Raw genomic sequence first — 16,263 nt, 5'->3', positions numbered from 1 at the left:
ACACTGATGAAAGCAGGCCTTCCCAGAACGCAAAAAGGTGCCGTGGCGATCGAGTTCGCCGCGGTCTTCGTGATCTTTTTCGCGGTGTTTTATGGCCTGGTCAGCTACAGCCTGCCACTGCTGATGATGCAGTCCTTCAACCAGGCCACCGCCGAAGCGGTGCGCCGCAGCGTTGCGGTCGACCCGACGACCGCCAACTACGGAACGACCGTCGAAACCCTCGCCAAAAGCGTTATCAGCAGCCAGTTATCGTGGATTCCCCCGGCCTTCAACTTCAGCGCATCGGATTACAGCGCGGTCTACAGTGGCGGCGTCCTGACCGTGCGGGTCGACTACCCCACCAGCAAACTGAATCAGGTCATACCGCTGCTGGTTCTGCCAGGAGTCGGGACGGTGCCCAACCTGCCGACCAACCTGAGCGCCATTTCGAGTCTGCAGTTTTGAATCCAGGGGAAAAGCTGTTCGCCCGCTTTATCGGACGCCAGCCAGCCAATGCCGGCGACTCCTCGACCCCGCCAAACATTCCCGCCAACGGCCTGCTGGTGTTCCTGGACCCTCAGGGCCGGGTCCTGGAAATGCTCGGGCCATTGCGCCACGCCCTGGCCCGGCCGCACTGCGCAACCACCCCTGTTCCACTGCTCGAATACCTGACCGCCAGCCACTCCCTGGCCCTGGAGGGCATGCCGGCGGATTGGGAGGGGCAACTGCTGGACATGGAATTTCGCGGCCTGGACGAAAACAATCTGCACCTGCGCGGCTGGGTCCAGCCCTGGAACGCCGGCTGGCTCCTGCAACTGGTGGATATCGGCGACTTGCTGCAAGAGCGCCGACAGTTGCGCAGCCACGAGCAATGCCAGCAACTCGCCGCCCGCATGAGCCAACAGCTGCGCCTGTGCAGCCTGGCGCGCTTGTCGGACGTTTTGCACGAGCAATTGCAGGAACTGGCCCAGCACTGGCGTATCCCGAGCCTGGCCCTGGCCCTGCTGGACGAACATCAGGGCTGGAAAATCAGTAGCCAATACTGCGCTCACGACGCCCCCCGGCTCTGGCAGCCGGAGCAATCCCTGGGCACCCTCCTGGACAACCTCGACGGCGATGCGCCGCTGCAACTGGCAAGCGCCCAGGGCATCAGCCCATACCCACGCCTGCAAAACCTGTTCGGCAGCCACGAAGCCTTCCTGGTGCCCTACCGAGACGACAACGGTACCGCCGCCTGGCTGCTGTGCGGCAACTACCCGGCGCACCAGCGGGCCCCGGACCTTGACGATACACACTGGCTACAGCTCGCCGCCGCCCTGGCCGGCCCGTTGCTCGGGCGCCTGCGCGAGCAGCAGCACCATCGACACCTGGAGCGCCTGGAGGCCCTGCAAGGGCTGCTGGGCACCGGCTGGTGGGAGTTCTTCGCGCAGAGCGGCGAAATACAACTGGCCCCGCAACTGGCCCTCAGCCTGTACCCGAACGGCGACCACGCCAGACTGCCGCTGGAACGCTGGCTGGAATCGATCCACCCCGCGGACCGCCAGGAGCTGAGCAGCCGGCTGCGCGCCCTGCAATACGGCAAGCCCCTGCTGCTGTGTGTGCGCTTGCATCGCCCCGGCAGCCCGCAACCGGCGTGGTACCGCCTGCAAGGGCAGGCCATTGGCCTGGGCGAGCAGCAGCGCCTGGTCGGTTTCATGCTCGACATCAGCGACATCAAGAACCAGGAACGCCAGGCCGATGCCGCCCACGCGCGCCTGGACAACCTGATTGCCAGCTCGCCCGCGGTGATCTATGTCCAGCGTTACCAGGAAGGCGCCTTGCTGCCGAGCTTCTTCAGCCACAGCCTGCAGCCCCTGCTCGGCTGGACCCTGGCCGACTGCGAGCGGACGCCGCTGGCCGAGCGGGTACACCCCGACGACCGCGAGCTGTACTTCGCCCGCAACCGCCAGCTGTTGCGCGAAGGCACGGTGCGCAGCCGCTATCGGCTGGCCGATACCCAGGGCGGCTACCACTGGGTGCTCGACGAAGCCCGGCTGCTGCGCGACGACCTGGGCCTGCCGGTGGAGGCGGTCGGCCTGTGGCTGGACGTCACCGACGCCACCCTGGCCGCCGAGCAGATCCGCCAGAGCGAGGAGCGCTACCGGATCCTGGTGGAAGACTCACCGGCCATGATCTGCCGCTACCTGCCGGACCTGACCCTGACCTTCGGCAACCGGCCACTGGCGACCTACCTGGAGCAACTTCCGGAGCAACTGCCCGGCATCAACCTCGGCACCTGGATGTCCCACGAACAGCGTGAGGCGTTCGTGCAGCGCATCGGCCAGTTGAGCGTCGAGTTCCCGGTGAGCACCGCCGAAATCAATCTGCAACTGCCCGGGCGCGAACATGCCTGGTGGGTCTGGTCGGACCGCGGGGTATTCGACGAGCAGGGCCAGCTTCAGGAAATCCAGGCCGTGGGCCGCGACAACACCGAGGTGCGCCGCTCCCAGCAGCAACTGACCCAGAGCGCGAAAATGGCCACCCTCGGGGAAATGGCCACCGGCCTGGCGCATGAGATCAACCAGCCGCTGAATGTGATGCGCATGGCCGTGATCAACGTGCTCAAGCGCTTGAACAACGGCGACGCGCCGATCGACTACCTGCAAGACAAACTCAAGCGCATCGAGGCCCAGGTCCAGCGGGCCGCGCGGGTGGTCGATCACATGCGGGTGTTCGGCCGGCGCTCGGAAGTCGAGCAGCTGCCCTTCGACCCGATCCAGGCCGTGGAGGGAACCCTGGCCCTGCTGGGCGAAAGCCTGCGAGGCAAGGGCGTGGAACTGCGGGTCGGGCCGATGCCGCTACAGGTTCGGGTACGGGGCCATGCCGACCAGCTGGAACAGGTGTTGATCAACCTGCTGGTCAACGCCCGCGACGCCCTGTCGAGCCACGGCGAGTACCAAGACACGCCGCCCTGGATTTCGATCCAGGCCGAGTGCGACGCTTCGTGCATGCGGCTGTGGGTCGAAGACAACGGTGGCGGTATCGATTCGCGCCTGTTGGAACGGGTTTTCGAGCCGTTCTTCACCACCAAGCCGGTGGGTATCGGCACCGGCCTGGGCCTGTCGGTGAGCCACGGCATCATCGAAAACATGGGCGGGCGCCTGAGCGTCGACAACGGCGAGCACGGCGCGCGTTTTTGCATCGAACTGCCACTGGACAACCCGGATCAGATCACCAGGTAAGCCTTGCCGGTCTGGCCGCAAGTCAGGTTGGCGCCCACCTCCACGCTCATCAGGTTGATCCCCAGGGCCGACAACAGGTTATTGAGCAGCGGGTCGAGCAAGGGGCCCAACAGGTTGCTGATCAGCGGCTGGAGAATATTGCTGACGCCGCTGATCAAGCTCCCCACGCCGTTGACGATAGCCCCCAGGGGGGTGGTGTTGACCGGTTCGTACATCGTCAGGCTGATCCCCGCCAGGGTACCGGCCAGGCTGGTCACCACATTGCTGCTGGGCGTGGCGCTCTGATAGACCGTGGTTTGCTTGAGGTTCGGCGGCGTCGGGTAAGGCGCCGCGTTGCTGGCGAACACCAGGTCCTGGGTGGTCCCTGTCCCGGCCACCTTGCTATCGACCATCACCGCGATGCCCCCGGCGGCAAAATGCACCACCGGATCGCAACGCCCCGGCAACACCAGGAACTGGTAACAAGTGCGGATGCCCAAGTCCACCAGCGGCAATGGCGCGACCGTGGGTTCGGCGGAAGAGGAAAATGCATTGGTCGGGTCGATCTTGCCGATCTTCAGATCCGCCAAGGAAGTCTTGGTCCGTGCCGTCAAGCTCTTGGTCCCGGCGCCCGCGGTCGGGCAGCTGTAATCGGTGACATAGGAAACGGCCCCGCCGGCGTCCAGGCTGATATCGATGGCGGTGGACGGCACCAGGTCGGGATAGATCTGTTGGCAGCCGGCGCCAAGCAGGCACAACGCCGAGCCCAGGGTCGACACCAGGTTCAGGCTCAACAAACCGTTCACCACCGGCGTCAGGGGCGCCACCAGGTTACTCACGGCGGTGGTCAGCCCCAAAACCGTCGACAGCACCGGCAGGTTGATGCTGATCAGCGTCCGCACCTGCGCCGTACGTACATAGATCCGGTTTGCCCCCAAGGGGTCGGCCTTGGCCAGCTTGGGATCGCCCACCGCGGAAAGCTGCGCCGGCTCGATCACCTTGACCCGTACCGTGGCGTTGACCAGCCCCAGCACATTGACGGGCAAGGTCGCGGCCACGGCGCTTTTGCTGTTGGACAGCTCGACGATCGCCTGCAGCAACTGAAACAGCTGGACATTGGCATCCAGGCCCGTGGTCGGGGTACCGGTCTGCAGGTTGAGAATTTCACCGATCTTCAGCGGCGCGCCGCTGATCGCGGCCACCTGCAAATTGCCCAGCGCGGTGATCACTTCCGCGGTAGCGCCATTGGCCTGCACCACGTTGACCGCCGCCTGGATCAGTTGGGTTGCGGTGGCGGTGGTGTTCAGCAACTGGGTGTAGTTGCCGGCGGCCACGTTCAGGTTGATCGCCAGCCGGTCGAGATAGCTGAGCAGGTTGATGTTGCTGTTGAGCAGCCCGTTCCAGCCCGCGGCCGTCAGGCTGACGCTGCCGCCGAGCAACCCGCCGACAATGGGATTGAGCAGGTTGGACTTGGCCGTGTCCACCACACCCAGGGTGCTGCGGATACTCAATTGCGCCAGGGACGGGGTGGGCACGGCCGCCACGGCGGTCGCACTGATCGGGGTATTGAGCGCGACCGCGCCGGTCGAGAACAAGGAGCTGACCCCCGCCGCCACGCTGGTGGCCACGGTATCGCTGACCACCACCCGGACGGCGCTCGACTTGCTGGCATCGACGGTGAAGGTCCGCAGGCTGTCGGTTCCCGTCAACAGGGAACCACAGCTGGTGGCGACAGTGCTGTCGGCATCGACGACGAAACCGTTGCGCGTTGCGCTCTGTACCGCATAGGCCGCCGCACTCAACCCGGCCTGGCAGGTGCCGCCACGGCTGACCGCCTCCAGCGCGGCATTGTCGGCGACACGCTGCAGCTTGCGCTGCTCCATGTACAAACGACCGCTGTCGACCACCACCAGCATCGTCAACAACGCCAGCCCCAGCCCGGCGGCGGCCATCAGGCCGATGGCGCCGCGCTGCCGGGTCGGCCCGGGAAAACCTGTGCGGGGAAACATGGAGCACTCCTTTGCCGGCGCGCTGCCGAGCACGACCTCCATTAGGTGAAAGAAGTGTAGTCAAGGCTCGCGCACAACGCTGGCAACTTGCCATCCGCGGCGACGGATAATGGCCCGCATGGGCCAAGGTCCGGGCGACCTTCAGCCCATGCGGGAATAGAGACCTACCGGGGCGGGTAGTTCGCCAGGATGCGGCCGACGGTCTCCCTGATCGCCGCGCTGCGATCGGCAGGTTTCGGCGTGCTGCTGAGCATCTGTTCGTCGCTGCCGCGCCACACCAGCTTGCCGTCCTTGCCGTCGAGCAAGTCGATCTGGATGGTGGCGACCTTGAAGGTGACGTTGCGGGTTTCGTTGTACATCGGCGCGCCCCAGTAACCGTTCCACGGGCCGCCCCAACCGCCGCCGTAGTTGGTGGTGACCTGCTGCTGGCGGTCTTCGACGATCAGGTAGGTCTGGACGCTGAGGTCGGCCTTGCTGCCCGCTGCGGCCGGACGCAGGCCGCGCTGGTCCAGTTGTTCGCTGACGGCCTGGCGGATGCGTTGCTCGGTCAGGTCGCTCTTGATCCGCGGATCGTCGGGGCGATATTGCAGGGCGGGTTCCTTGAAGCTCCAGCTGCGATAGGCCGCGAAGTCGCGGCTGGCATCGAAGTCATGGTTGACCTGATTGGCGGCGCAAGCGCTGAGCAGCGCGGCCAGGGCCAGTAAAGCAAGAGGGCGGAACATGATATTTCTCCACAAGAGCGGGTGCACCTGAAGGGATGTCGCTAAGAAGGAGGATACGCCGCCATGGCCTTTTCCACAGCCTCGCGCAACGCATCGGCGCGCTCGCTCAGGCTGCCTTGGCTCGAGGTTTCCGCGCTGGCGCTCCACACCGGCTGGCCCGTGCCGCCGTCGAACAGGTTGACCCGCACCACCAGCACTTCCTCCTCGTAGGTGCGTACCACCGGCACCGTGTTGTACATGCCGTAGCCAGGGCCGTAGCGGTTGTAACCGTAACCGCCGTACCCGTAGCCATAGTCGTCCTGGACCTGGCGCAGGCGTCTTTCCAGGTGCAGGTCGGCGCTGACCCACAGGTCCGCCGGGCGCTGGTCGTGCAGCGGGCGCAGACCGCGCTGGTCGAGAGCGTTGCTGACAGCCTCGGCGACCTGCGCCGAATCGGCCCAGGCCGAGCCATTGGGCAGGCGTCCGTTGAGCCAGGCCCAACTGCGATAGCGGCCATAGTCGCGCTGCGGCGCCGGATAAGCACTGCGATCGAAGGTGCTGGCCGCTTGCGCGGGCGCGGGCGGCAGCGGATTGGAACTGGCGACATAGGGGTTGGAGCTCTGGCAGGCCGCCAGGCCCAGGGACAACACAAGCAAACCAGCGTGGCGTTTCATTCAAGGCTCCGCTCAGACCGGACGGCAAATCCAGTGCAGGTAACGCCCAAGCCCGGCAAAGCTTGGGTGACGACGATGGGCCAACTCCATTTCCAACAGATCCGGCAACTCGGCGCGGGCCTGGAATTCCACCGGCATATAGTCGTGGAAAACCCGCACCCCGCTCTGGCTTTCGACCTGCCACAAGCCGTCGAGTTGCGCCGCCAGCTCCCGCGGATCGAGCGGCTGCTGCGGGGTCAGGCTCTGTTTTTCGCCGGCCATGTCGTTCTTGCGCATCTTGCGGAAGTGGCCCTTGAGCAGGTTGCGATAGATCAGCGCGTCGCGGTTGTAGAACGCCAGCGACAGCCAGCCGCCCGGGGCGGTCAGTTGGTGCAGCACCGGCAGGATCGCATGGGGCTCGGCCAGCCATTCCAGCACGGCGTGGCACAGCACCAGGTCGTAGGGTTGGGTGAGCTGGCCCAGCAGCTCCTGCCAGGGCGCCTGGATAAAGGTCGCGTCCTGCCCGGCTTCGGCGAAGCGCTGGCGGGCGCCTTCGAGCATCGGTTCGGCCGGCTCGGCCAAGGTCACCTGGTGGCCGCGCTGGGCCAGCCACAACGACATGTGCCCCAGCCCGGCGCCGATGTCCAGCACCCGCAGCGGCCGGTCCGGCAAGGTTTCGGCCAGGTCGGCCTGGAGTACCGCCAGGCGGATCGCGCCCTTGGCACCGCCGTAGATCTTCTCCGCGAAGCGAGTCGCCAACTGGTCGAAATGACGGTCGCTCATCAGCTGAACCGCCGTTCGCTGTCGGCCAGCTTGCTGCGCACCACCTGCTCCATATCCAGCCCCAACTCGCTGCACAGCAGCAACAGGTAGAGCACGATGTCACCGACTTCCTGGCCGGCGTGGGCCAGCGTGTCCGCCGGCAGCTGGCGCGACTGGTCTTCGCTCAGCCACTGGAAGATTTCCACCAGCTCGGCCATCTCCACGCTGGCGGCCATGGCGAGGTTCTTCGGGCTGTGGAATTGCCGCCAGTCATTGCGGTCGCGAATGGCGTGCAGGCGTTGGGTCAGTTCGTCTAGGTTCATCGGGGCCTCCTGAAGGCGTATAGCTTCGGGGGGATGGCGCATGAAGGCAAGCTGTCGCTGCATCCCCGGGCGCGTCAATCGATGACGCTGAACTCGACCCGCGCAGTCTGTCCGCCTTCGTCCAGCACACTGAGCTGATAGGGCCCTGCGCGCTCGAAACTGGCGTTGATGCTGTCCTGGCTGGCGCTGTCGCCCAGCGGCTCGCCGTTGACGAACCACCAGCGCCGGCCGCTCCCGCCCAAGGCCGACAACTTGAGCCGCAGCAGTTCCTGGCTGGCCGCCGGGCGACGCAACCGATCGCCGTCGCGCACGCCGACGATGGACAGGGGCGCGGCCGCCGCCAGGGCCGGGCCCGGACACTCCGGGTCGTTGCCCGGCAGCCGCGCTTCGCGACGTTCGATCCGCGGCAACCAGGGCTCCAGCGGCGCCGGCCACAGGGCGATATCCCGCGGCTGCGCGCCCGGACACTTGGCATCGACCCGCAGGCCCTTGGCGTTGACCCAGACCTTTTCCAGCAGGCCGACACCCAGCGGCTGGTCCAGCGCCTGCAAGGTCGGCGGCGTGGTGCCGTCCAGGGTCCAGGCAAAACGCTGGCGGCGGCAATTCGGATCGCTGCGAGCCATGGGCTGGCCCAACGGCCAGCAGATCGCCGCCACCCCGACGTTCATCGGCACCGGCTGTACCGGCGCGCCGATCCCGCGCTGGCTGTCGCGGTTGATCAGCACATCGTGCACTTGCAGCATCAAGGGCGCGGCGGAGGCCAGGCCAAACTGCCCAGGCACCGGGGTGCCGTCCGGGCGGCCGATCCAGATGCCGATCAGGTAGCGCGGCCCGACCCCGATGGCCCAGGCGTCGCGAAAGCCGTAGCTGGTGCCGGTCTTCCAGGCCAGCACCGGGCGCTGCACCAGTTCGGCCCGCGGGTCGCGGTCGGGGCGGGCCTGGCCGCTGAGGATGCGCCGCACGATCCACGCCGCGCCGGGGGATAACAGCGGCCGCTCGCGCAATTCATCGTCCGGTTGCAGACGGATAGTGGCGCTCTTGCCGCCACGGGCGAAGGCGCTGTAGCCGCTGACTAGATCCTCCAGGCGGCTGCCGGCGCCGCCCAGGATCAGCGCCAGGTTCGGTTCCGCCAGTGCCGGCAAGGCCAGGGGCATGCCGCCGATACGCATTTCGGCGGCAAAACGTTTCGGCCCGTAGGCTTCCAGCAGTTGCACCGCCGGCAAGTTCAGCGACGTGGCCAGGGCACTGCTGGCCGACACCGCGCCGCTGAAACCCATGGAAAAGTTGCCCGGCCGGTAGTCGCCGTAACGCCGCGGCACATCCTGCAACAACGACTCGGAGTGGATCAGCCCGGCGTCCAGCGCCATGCCGTACAAGAACGGCTTGAGGGTCGAACCCGGCGAGCGCATGGCGCTGATCATGTCGACATGGCCGAAGCGCCGGGCATCGTTGATGTCCACCGAACCCAGGTAGGCCCGCACCGCCATGGTCTGTTCCTCGACCACCAGGATCGCCGCCGAGGTGTGTTCCGGCAGGCGCGCGCGCCAGCCCAGCAGCAAGTCCTCCAGGCGCCGTTGCAGGTTGGCGTCGAGGGTGGTGCGAATCAGCGGCGGGCTGTCCGGGCGGTTCAGCCGACGCGCGAGCAGCGGCGCCAGGCTCGGCTCCAGCCTGGGGGCCAGCAGCAGCGGTTCCTGCATAGCTTCATCCACCGCCGACTGCGGCCAGACCTGGAACTGCGCCAGGCGCTGCAGCACCTTGTCCCGCGCGGCCTGGGCCCGGCCGGCGTGGCGGTCCGGGCGTAGCCGGCTCGGCGCCTGGGGCAGCACTGCCAGCAGTGCCGCCTCGGCGTGGGTCAGGTGCTGCGGCGACTTGCCCAGGTACGCCCAGCTGGCCGCCGCCACCCCTTGCAGGGTGCCGCCGAACGGCGCGCGGTTGAGGTAGAGCGTGAGGATCTGCTGTTTGCTTAGATGCCACTCCAGCTGCGCGGTGCGCCATAGCTGGCGCAACTTGCCGTGCCAGGTCCGCGAGTGCGGATCGAGCAGGCGCGCCACCTGCATCGACAAGGTGCTGCCGCCGGACAACACCCGCCCCCCCGTGAGGTTCTGCCAGGCGGCCCGCCCCAGCGCCATCGGGTTGACCCCCGGGTGACGGTAGAACCAGCGGTCTTCGTAGGTCAGCAACGCGTCCAGGTAGTAGGGCGAGACTTCGTCGACCTGCACCGGGTAGCGCCAGACACCATTGGCATCGGCAAAGCGCCACAGCGGCGTGCCGTCCTCGGCCAGCACCACGCGCGCCAGGTCGTCCTTGGGCAGCGGCAGCGGCCAGAGCCGGTCGGCCAGCCACAGGCCGGCCCACAGCAGCAACAGCCCGCCCAGGACGCTCCGCAGGATGCGCCAGCCACGCCCGCCGCGCGGTTGCCCAGAGGGCCCGCCGGGCGGCATCGCCGAGCGGGATATTCGCCCCCGCCAACCCCGCAGGCGCGCTACAACTAATCGAAAAATCAAACCCGCGAACCTCTATGCTTGAACGGAACTCGCCAGCGCCATCGATGGCCCAAGGCTCAGGTCTGGCAAGCACGCCCACTTTTTCATCAGGATGCACGCATGCAGGTAGAAAGCTTTTTTGAATGGCTCGGCCAGGCGCTGGGGTCGGTCATCCGGTTTATCGTCGACGGCCTCAGCGGCCTGTTCAACGCCCTGACCAACGCCGGCGGCAACTTTGTCGAAGGCTTGTCGCGCACGCTGGGCATGGACACCTCGATCATCAGCATCGTCACCCTGATCGTCGGGTTGATGCTGTTGTACTCGGCGGTCCGCGCGTTCATGCGCGCCTCGATCGTCATGGGCATCATCTGGTTGCTGCTGGGGTTGTGGCTGCTGAGCTGGGTGGTGCATTGACAGACATCGCGAGCACGCTCGCTCCTACAGGGACCGCGCAGGAGCGAGCGTGCTCGCGATAAAACCTTCAACGGCCCTTGATCACCATCTCCGGCAGGGTTTCCCCCACCGCCTGCCAGTTCGGCCGGTACATCGACTCCACTTGCGGCGGCGGCACGCGATAGGTGCCAGGGGTGACCGCACGGGCCAGGTACAGCAGGTGCGTGACGCTGTCGTAGCCGTCCAGATTCAGCGCCGCCACGTAGCGGTCGTCGCGGAACTCCTGGTGCTTGAGGCTGGCGTTCTGCATCGACTCGCGCCACTCCTTGACCTGGCTGCTGGCGTTTTCCAGGCTGGCGGCGCTCTGCGCCAGGTTCTGGTTTTCCAACTCCAGGCCGGCCGGCAGCAGGTCCACCACCAGCGCATCCGGCACCCGCTGCTTGGCGCTGACCGCCAGATGCACCAGCACCAGGTCGCCGCTGTCCAGGGCTCGCAGGTCCAGCGGCTGACCATTCATCCCCAGGTACTGGCGACGGATGCTCAGGTTCTCGCCCCCCGCCACCGGCGCCTGCTGTGGATAACCGGAAAGGGTCAGTTGCTGGTACACCGGTTCGCTGCCTTCATTGCGTACCGACAGCGGCGACGCCAGTAACGCGCCTTCAAGCTTCAGGCCCGGCTGGCTGTTGTTCAGCTCGCGGCTTTCGCCACCGCTGTTCAGTTGCGCGCTCCAGTTGGCCTCCGGCTTGCCCAGCAGGCCGCGACCGGCGAGGAACAGCGAGTTGCGTTCCTGGGTCGACAGGTACGGGCTGGCCGCCAGTTGGTCGGACAACTCGAACAGCCGCTCTTCGCGCTTGCCCTTGGCCAAGTCGTTTTCTTCCAGCAACGCCAGGATCAGCGCCTGGTCCCGCAGCGGGCTGCCGTAGTCGGCCAACCAGTCCTTGCTGCTGCGCGAAGCCGCGAGCCCGGCGGTCAGGGCCTGCTCGGCCCGCGGCTGGTCGCCCATTTTCTGCAGGGCGATGGCCAGCTGCACCAGCGGCAGGCCGGAGCGCGCGTCGGTGCGGCGCTCGAACAGGCTGCGCAGCGCGCCCAACGGCGCCTGTTGGCTGCGCGCCAGCACCAGACCGGCATAGGCTTGCACGGCAAAGCGGGTGTGCTCGGCGTTTTCGCTGTAGTTGACCTCGATCAGGTTGCGCTCCTGCAAGTAACGCAGCAGGCGCTCGTTGGCCTTCTTCAACGCATCGGCCGGCACCGCGAAGCCCTGGTCGCGGGCCCGCAGCAGGAAGTCGGTGACGTAGGCGGTCAGCCAGAACTCCTCTTCGCCGTCCGCACCCCACAGGCCGAAACTGCCGTTGTAGCGCTGCATGCCCAGCAGGCGTTCGATGCCCAGCTCGATCTTGCGCTTGCGCTCGGTGTCCGGTTCGCCTTCCAGGCCCAGGCGTTTCAGGCTGACGGCATCGGCGTACAGCGACGGGTACAGGCCGCTGGTGGTCTGTTCCAGGCAACCGTAGGGGTAGGCCTTGAGCGCGCGGATCTGCTCGCCAAGGTTCAACGGCGGCCGGCTCGACAGGCTCAACAGCGCCTCGCGCCCCGCCGGCTCGAAGGCGGCCAGCTCGCCTTCCGGCAGGCTCCACGGCTGCTCCTTGAGCACTGCGCGGTAATGCTTGAGCAACGCCGGATAGGCCGGGCGCACGCCCAGGGTCCACTCGCGGGTGAACGGCGGCAGGTTTTCGCCCGGCAGGTCCAGGCCATTGACCAGCACCTTGACCTTGCCCTGGCCGAAACCGCCCAGCGCCCGAACCGGGATGCGCAGCGTGGTGCGCTGGCCCTGGGTCAGTTGCACGCTCTGGCGGGTGTCGTTGACCAGCGCCAGCTGGCCTTCGGCGCTCAGTTGCACATCGAGCTTCTGCGCCTTGCCCGAGAGGTTGGACAGGTCCAGCGCCAGGGTGGTCTGGTCGCCGCCGGCGAGGAAGCGCGGCGCCGACAGTTCGGCGATCAGCGGCGCGGCAATCACCGTCTTGCCTTCGGCCATGCCGTAGCGCTCGTCGGTCCAGGCCTGGGCCATCAAACGCAGCTCGCCATTGAAGTCGGGAATATCGACGCTGACTTCGCCCTCGCCCTGCTCGTTGAGGGTCACCGGCGCGCTTTGCAGGGCGACGATGGTGACGCTGGTATCCGGGCGCTTGCCGCCCTTGGCCAGCGCCGCGTCGCCACCGAAGGCCAGGCTGGCCAGGCGCCCCTGGCCGGCTTCGATCAACTGGCCGTAGATGTCCAGTTGGTCGGCGCCGTAGGCCTTGCGCCCGAACAGGCTGGAGTACGGATCGGGGGTCGGGTATTCGGTGATATTGAGAATGCCGACGTCCACGGCCGCAAGCAGCACATGGGCCTGCTTCGGCACGCTGCCATCGGCGTTTTTCGCCTGGATCTTCACTTTGAGCGGCTGCTTGGGACGCATCTTTTCCGGTGCCGTCAGGGTCAGGCCGAGCTTGCGCTGGGTGCGGTCCAGCGGCAGGTGCAAGACGCCCACCGCGCGTTTCGGGGTGATGTTGGCCTTGCGCTCGCCCGGGCGGATCACCAGCGCGCTGACGTACAGGTCGTGCCGCGCCCACTTCGGATCGAGCTTGACCGCAAAGCTCTTGCCCTCGGCCGGCACGTCGATTTCCTGCCACCACAGCGGCCCCTCGCTGGACTCCACCAGCAGGTAGCCCTTGCCGGCCGCCGGCGGGGTCACCGTGACATTGGCGGTATCGCCGTCGCCGTACAGCGGCTTGTCCAGCGCCAGCTTGACCTGGTCGGGACGTACCGCGCCGCCTTCGGCGTTGTCCTGGGAACGGTAGCCGGCCCAGAAGCGCAGGCTGCTGACCAGCCCGGTCTGCGGGTCTTCGACCTCGACGCGGTACGGGCCCCACTCCACCGGGAAGCTGATCTTCGCCGTGTCGCCGGCCTTGATGCTCAGGGTCTCTTCGTCCTGGGTGAGGAATTTCTCGTTGAAGTGATAACTCCAGCCGTCGCTTTCCGAGTAGTTCCAGTAGTAGTCGCGGCGCTCGCGCACCAGGCGCACCTTGAGGTTATCCGCCGCCAGTTTCTGGCCGTCGTTGTCGGCCACCAGCAACTCGAATTCCGCCGGGCCGTCGCCGTCGGTTTCCGCGCCGTCGAACAGCGCACGCACCCCCGGCAGGCGCTCCGCCGGCCATACCGGCTGCACCACGCGCCGGGTAATCGGCCGCCCGCCCGACTCCTGCAGGCTGGCCTGGACGATCAGTTGCAGCGGCGAACGGGCCTCGGCCCATTTGCTTTCCAGGGCGATCGTCGCCTCGCCGTCGGCGTCCAGCACGGACTCCTCCAGCTCCAGGTCCTGGCTCAGCTCCTCTTCGGTGACCGAACCGAACTGGTAGCCCGGCAAGGCCTTGACCGCCTCGCGCAGCGGTCGCACATAGACCTGGCCGCTCAGGCGATTGCCGGCGGCCGGAGCGCCGTACAGGTAACGGCCGTTGACGCTGATCTCGGCGGTATCGGCAGGCTTGATCGGCGCGTCGCTGCCCTTGAGCTCCAGCGCCAGGCGCTCGGGCAGGAAGTCTTCCACCAGGAATTCGTACAGCTGCGGCTTGCCGTCGCCGAGGTCGAACACCAGTTGCCAGCGCCCGGTCGGCGCTTCGCCGGCCAGTTGCAGTTGATATTGATAGAGCCCCGAGGCGTCGGCGTCCCAGACGAACTTGCGGCTGACCTGTTCGTCGGGCCGGCGCACCTCGACGCTCACCGGCTGCGGCTTGACCGCGTTGCCGTCCTTGTCCCGCAGCAGTGCATTGAGCAGCACGGTTTCGCCCGGGCGATACAGGTCGCGCGGGCCGAACACGAAGAACTGCAGCGGGTGGGCGGACGGGCCGCCGATGTCGAATTCCGCCAGGTCCAGGGCGGCGCTGTTCAAGCGCAGCAGGCTGGTCTGCTCGCCCTGGTGGGCCAGCAGCACTTCGGCTTTCTTCGGCAGCGGCAGTTCGGCATGGCCGCCCTTCTCGGTCGTGGCCTGGCCGAGCACCCGACCTTCGCCGTCGAGCAGCTCCAGGCTGACGCCGTCCAGCGCCTTGCCGCCTTCCAGGGCCTGGGTGAAGACATCCAGGCGGTTCTGGTAGCGATGCGCCGAGAGGCCGATATCGCTGAGGGTGAACAGGGTCGCCGGCTGTGAATAGTTATAGGTGCCCGAGGCGCGCATCACCGCCAGGTACACGCCCGGCTGTTGCAGCGGCTTGAGGCCGGAGATCGGCAGCAGCAGGGTTTCCCGGGTATTGCGCGCCGGGTTGAGGTCGAAGCGGCCGCCGTACACCAGGTCGGCCATCGGCAGCAGCTCGCGGGACTCGTAGCTTTGCAGGCTGGTGCTGCGCCCCCATTGGGCGAGGAACGCCGGCAGCGACTCGGGCTTGATGCGGAAGAATTCGACGTCGATCTTGTCAACGTTCAGCGCGATCACCGGCAGGCCTTCGGCCAGGCGGGTCGGCAACAGGGTGCCGCGGCTGGCGAAACCGACCGTGGCTTGCAGGTCGCGGGTTTCCAGGCGGCTAACGTACTCGGCGGCCAGCGTCGCGTCGTTCACTGCGCGCAACCCGGCATCGACGGTCAGCACCAGTTTGCGCTGCGGCTCCAGATGGCGCAGGCGCAGCTCCATGAAGTTGTCGGAAAGCTCCCAGGCGCCATCGACCTTGCCGCTCTTGCTGTCCACCAGATGCAACTTGTCGGCGAATTTCTGCTGCGGGTCCAGGGGCACCGAGAAGCTCACCGACAGGGTGCTGGCGCCGTCGAGCTGCACCTCGGACACATCCACCACGCTCAACTCGCGGCCGGCGTAGCGCTGCTTGAGCGCGGCGACATCCTGCACGGGCCGGGCCTTGCCCGCGGTCGTCGCCGCTGCCGGAGCCGGGGTGGTCGTCGCCTTGTCGGAGGTGGACGAATCGCAGGCGCTCAGCAGGGCCAGCGCACAGGCCAGGAACAATCCTTTGTTAAGCATGGGGGGCACTCGTTGGCAGGAGTATCGAAGGTGTGAACTATATATCACCGCACGCCCGCGCGACTGCGCCGTGGCGCACATTGACCGACGGAGGGCGTGCCCGCCGCTCTCCCTGTAGGAGCGAGCTTGCTCGCGATCAGCCGCAAAGCGGCGCTCCCCCCAATTTGTACAAGCCCACAGAGATTCGATGACAGGGCCGACGCCATCGCGAGCAATCGAGCGTCGACCGGTTGCTCCTACAAAGGTCAGCGGTGCATTGGCTACAATGCCGGCTCTCGCAAGGAGCCTGCATGTCCAGCCTGATTTCCGCCTGGCACCATCGCCCGACCCATGTCCGGGTGTGGGCGCTGGCCGCGCCGATGATTCTTTCCAATATTTCCGTGCCGCTGGTGGCCCTGGTCGACAGCACCGTCATCGGCCACTTGCCCCACGCCCACCAACTCGGCGCGGTGGCGGTCGGCGCCAGCCTGTATACCGTCCTGGCCTGGGCCATGGGTTTCCTGCGCATGGGCGCCACCGGTTTCGCCGCCCAGGCCGCCGGGCGCGCCGACGGTGCGGCATTGCGGCAGATCCTGGTGCAAGGCCTGCTGCTGGCGATGGGGCTGGCCCTGTTGCTGAGCGCCATCGGCGTGCCGCTGAGCGGCGCGGCCTTGCAGTTGATGCAGCCTTCGGCCGAACTGGACGAGATGACCCGCACCTTCTTCCATACCCGCCTGCTCGGACTGCCCGCGGCACTGGCCAGCATGGCCCTGGTCGGCTGGTTCCTC

Annotated in this window: 11 protein-coding genes; 4 read left to right on the top strand and 7 right to left on the bottom strand. The window is 67.0% G+C overall.

Going from position 1 to position 16,263, the window contains the following annotated elements:
- Positions 1-6 precede the first annotated feature (6 nt).
- Both BTN82_RS03005 and BTN82_RS03000 read left to right on the top strand, forming a co-directional pair.
- On the top strand, positions 7-444 hold the full coding sequence (locus tag BTN82_RS03005; RefSeq protein WP_075117700.1) for a TadE/TadG family type IV pilus assembly protein: 438 nt from the start codon (positions 7-9) through the stop codon (positions 442-444).
- Positions 441-3,200 (top strand): ATP-binding protein, encoded by a 2,760-nt coding sequence (locus BTN82_RS03000; protein WP_075117699.1) that lies wholly within the window; start codon positions 441-443, stop codon positions 3,198-3,200. The genes BTN82_RS03005 and BTN82_RS03000 overlap by 4 nt, the downstream gene beginning before the upstream one ends.
- Here the strand turns inward: BTN82_RS03000 and BTN82_RS02995 are convergent.
- The 6 genes from BTN82_RS02995 to pbpC all read right to left on the bottom strand — a co-directional run bounded on the left by BTN82_RS02995 (position 3,185) and on the right by pbpC (position 9,993).
- On the bottom strand, positions 3,185-5,188 hold the full coding sequence (locus BTN82_RS02995) for a pilus assembly protein TadG-related protein (protein WP_075117698.1): 2,004 nt from the start codon (positions 5,186-5,188) through the stop codon (positions 3,185-3,187). The genes BTN82_RS03000 and BTN82_RS02995 overlap by 16 nt on opposite strands.
- A gap of 164 nt (positions 5,189-5,352) precedes the next feature.
- On the bottom strand, positions 5,353-5,910 hold the full coding sequence (locus BTN82_RS02990) for a DUF4136 domain-containing protein (protein WP_075117697.1): 558 nt from the start codon (positions 5,908-5,910) through the stop codon (positions 5,353-5,355).
- A gap of 41 nt (positions 5,911-5,951) precedes the next feature.
- Positions 5,952-6,563: a DUF4136 domain-containing protein gene (locus BTN82_RS02985; protein WP_075117696.1), complete on the bottom strand. Its 612-nt coding sequence runs from the start codon at positions 6,561-6,563 to the stop codon at positions 5,952-5,954.
- Positions 6,564-6,575: 12 nt separating this feature from the next.
- On the bottom strand, positions 6,576-7,325 hold the full coding sequence (locus BTN82_RS02980; RefSeq protein WP_075117695.1) for a methyltransferase domain-containing protein: 750 nt from the start codon (positions 7,323-7,325) through the stop codon (positions 6,576-6,578).
- Positions 7,325-7,627 (bottom strand): MazG-like family protein, encoded by a 303-nt coding sequence (locus tag BTN82_RS02975; RefSeq protein ID WP_075117694.1) that lies wholly within the window; start codon positions 7,625-7,627, stop codon positions 7,325-7,327. The genes BTN82_RS02980 and BTN82_RS02975 overlap by 1 nt, the downstream gene beginning before the upstream one ends.
- A 74-nt stretch (positions 7,628-7,701) precedes the next feature.
- Entirely contained in the window at positions 7,702-9,993 is a 2,292-nt protein-coding gene (pbpC, locus tag BTN82_RS02970) for a peptidoglycan glycosyltransferase PbpC (RefSeq protein WP_410002784.1), read from the bottom strand.
- Positions 9,994-10,230: 237 nt separating this feature from the next.
- On the opposite strand from pbpC, the gene BTN82_RS02965 reads away from it, so the two are divergent.
- On the top strand, positions 10,231-10,524 hold the full coding sequence (locus tag BTN82_RS02965) for a hypothetical protein (RefSeq protein ID WP_075117693.1): 294 nt from the start codon (positions 10,231-10,233) through the stop codon (positions 10,522-10,524).
- Between the two features lie 67 nt (positions 10,525-10,591).
- On the opposite strand, the gene BTN82_RS02960 is transcribed toward BTN82_RS02965, so the two are convergent.
- Positions 10,592-15,496: an alpha-2-macroglobulin family protein gene (locus tag BTN82_RS02960; RefSeq protein ID WP_075117692.1), complete on the bottom strand. Its 4,905-nt coding sequence runs from the start codon at positions 15,494-15,496 to the stop codon at positions 10,592-10,594.
- A 290-nt stretch (positions 15,497-15,786) separates the two neighbouring features.
- Here BTN82_RS02960 and BTN82_RS02955 point away from each other — a divergent pair.
- A partial coding sequence (locus tag BTN82_RS02955) for an MATE family efflux transporter (RefSeq protein WP_261792929.1) occupies positions 15,787-16,263 on the top strand: 477 nt, incomplete at its 3' end.

It is taken from the genome of Pseudomonas chlororaphis (assembly GCF_001921865.1).
GTDB lineage: Bacteria > Pseudomonadota > Gammaproteobacteria > Pseudomonadales > Pseudomonadaceae > Aquipseudomonas > Aquipseudomonas chlororaphis_D.
The sequence above is the reverse complement of the archived record's forward strand: the minus strand, read 5'-3'. Positions and strand labels throughout refer to the sequence as shown.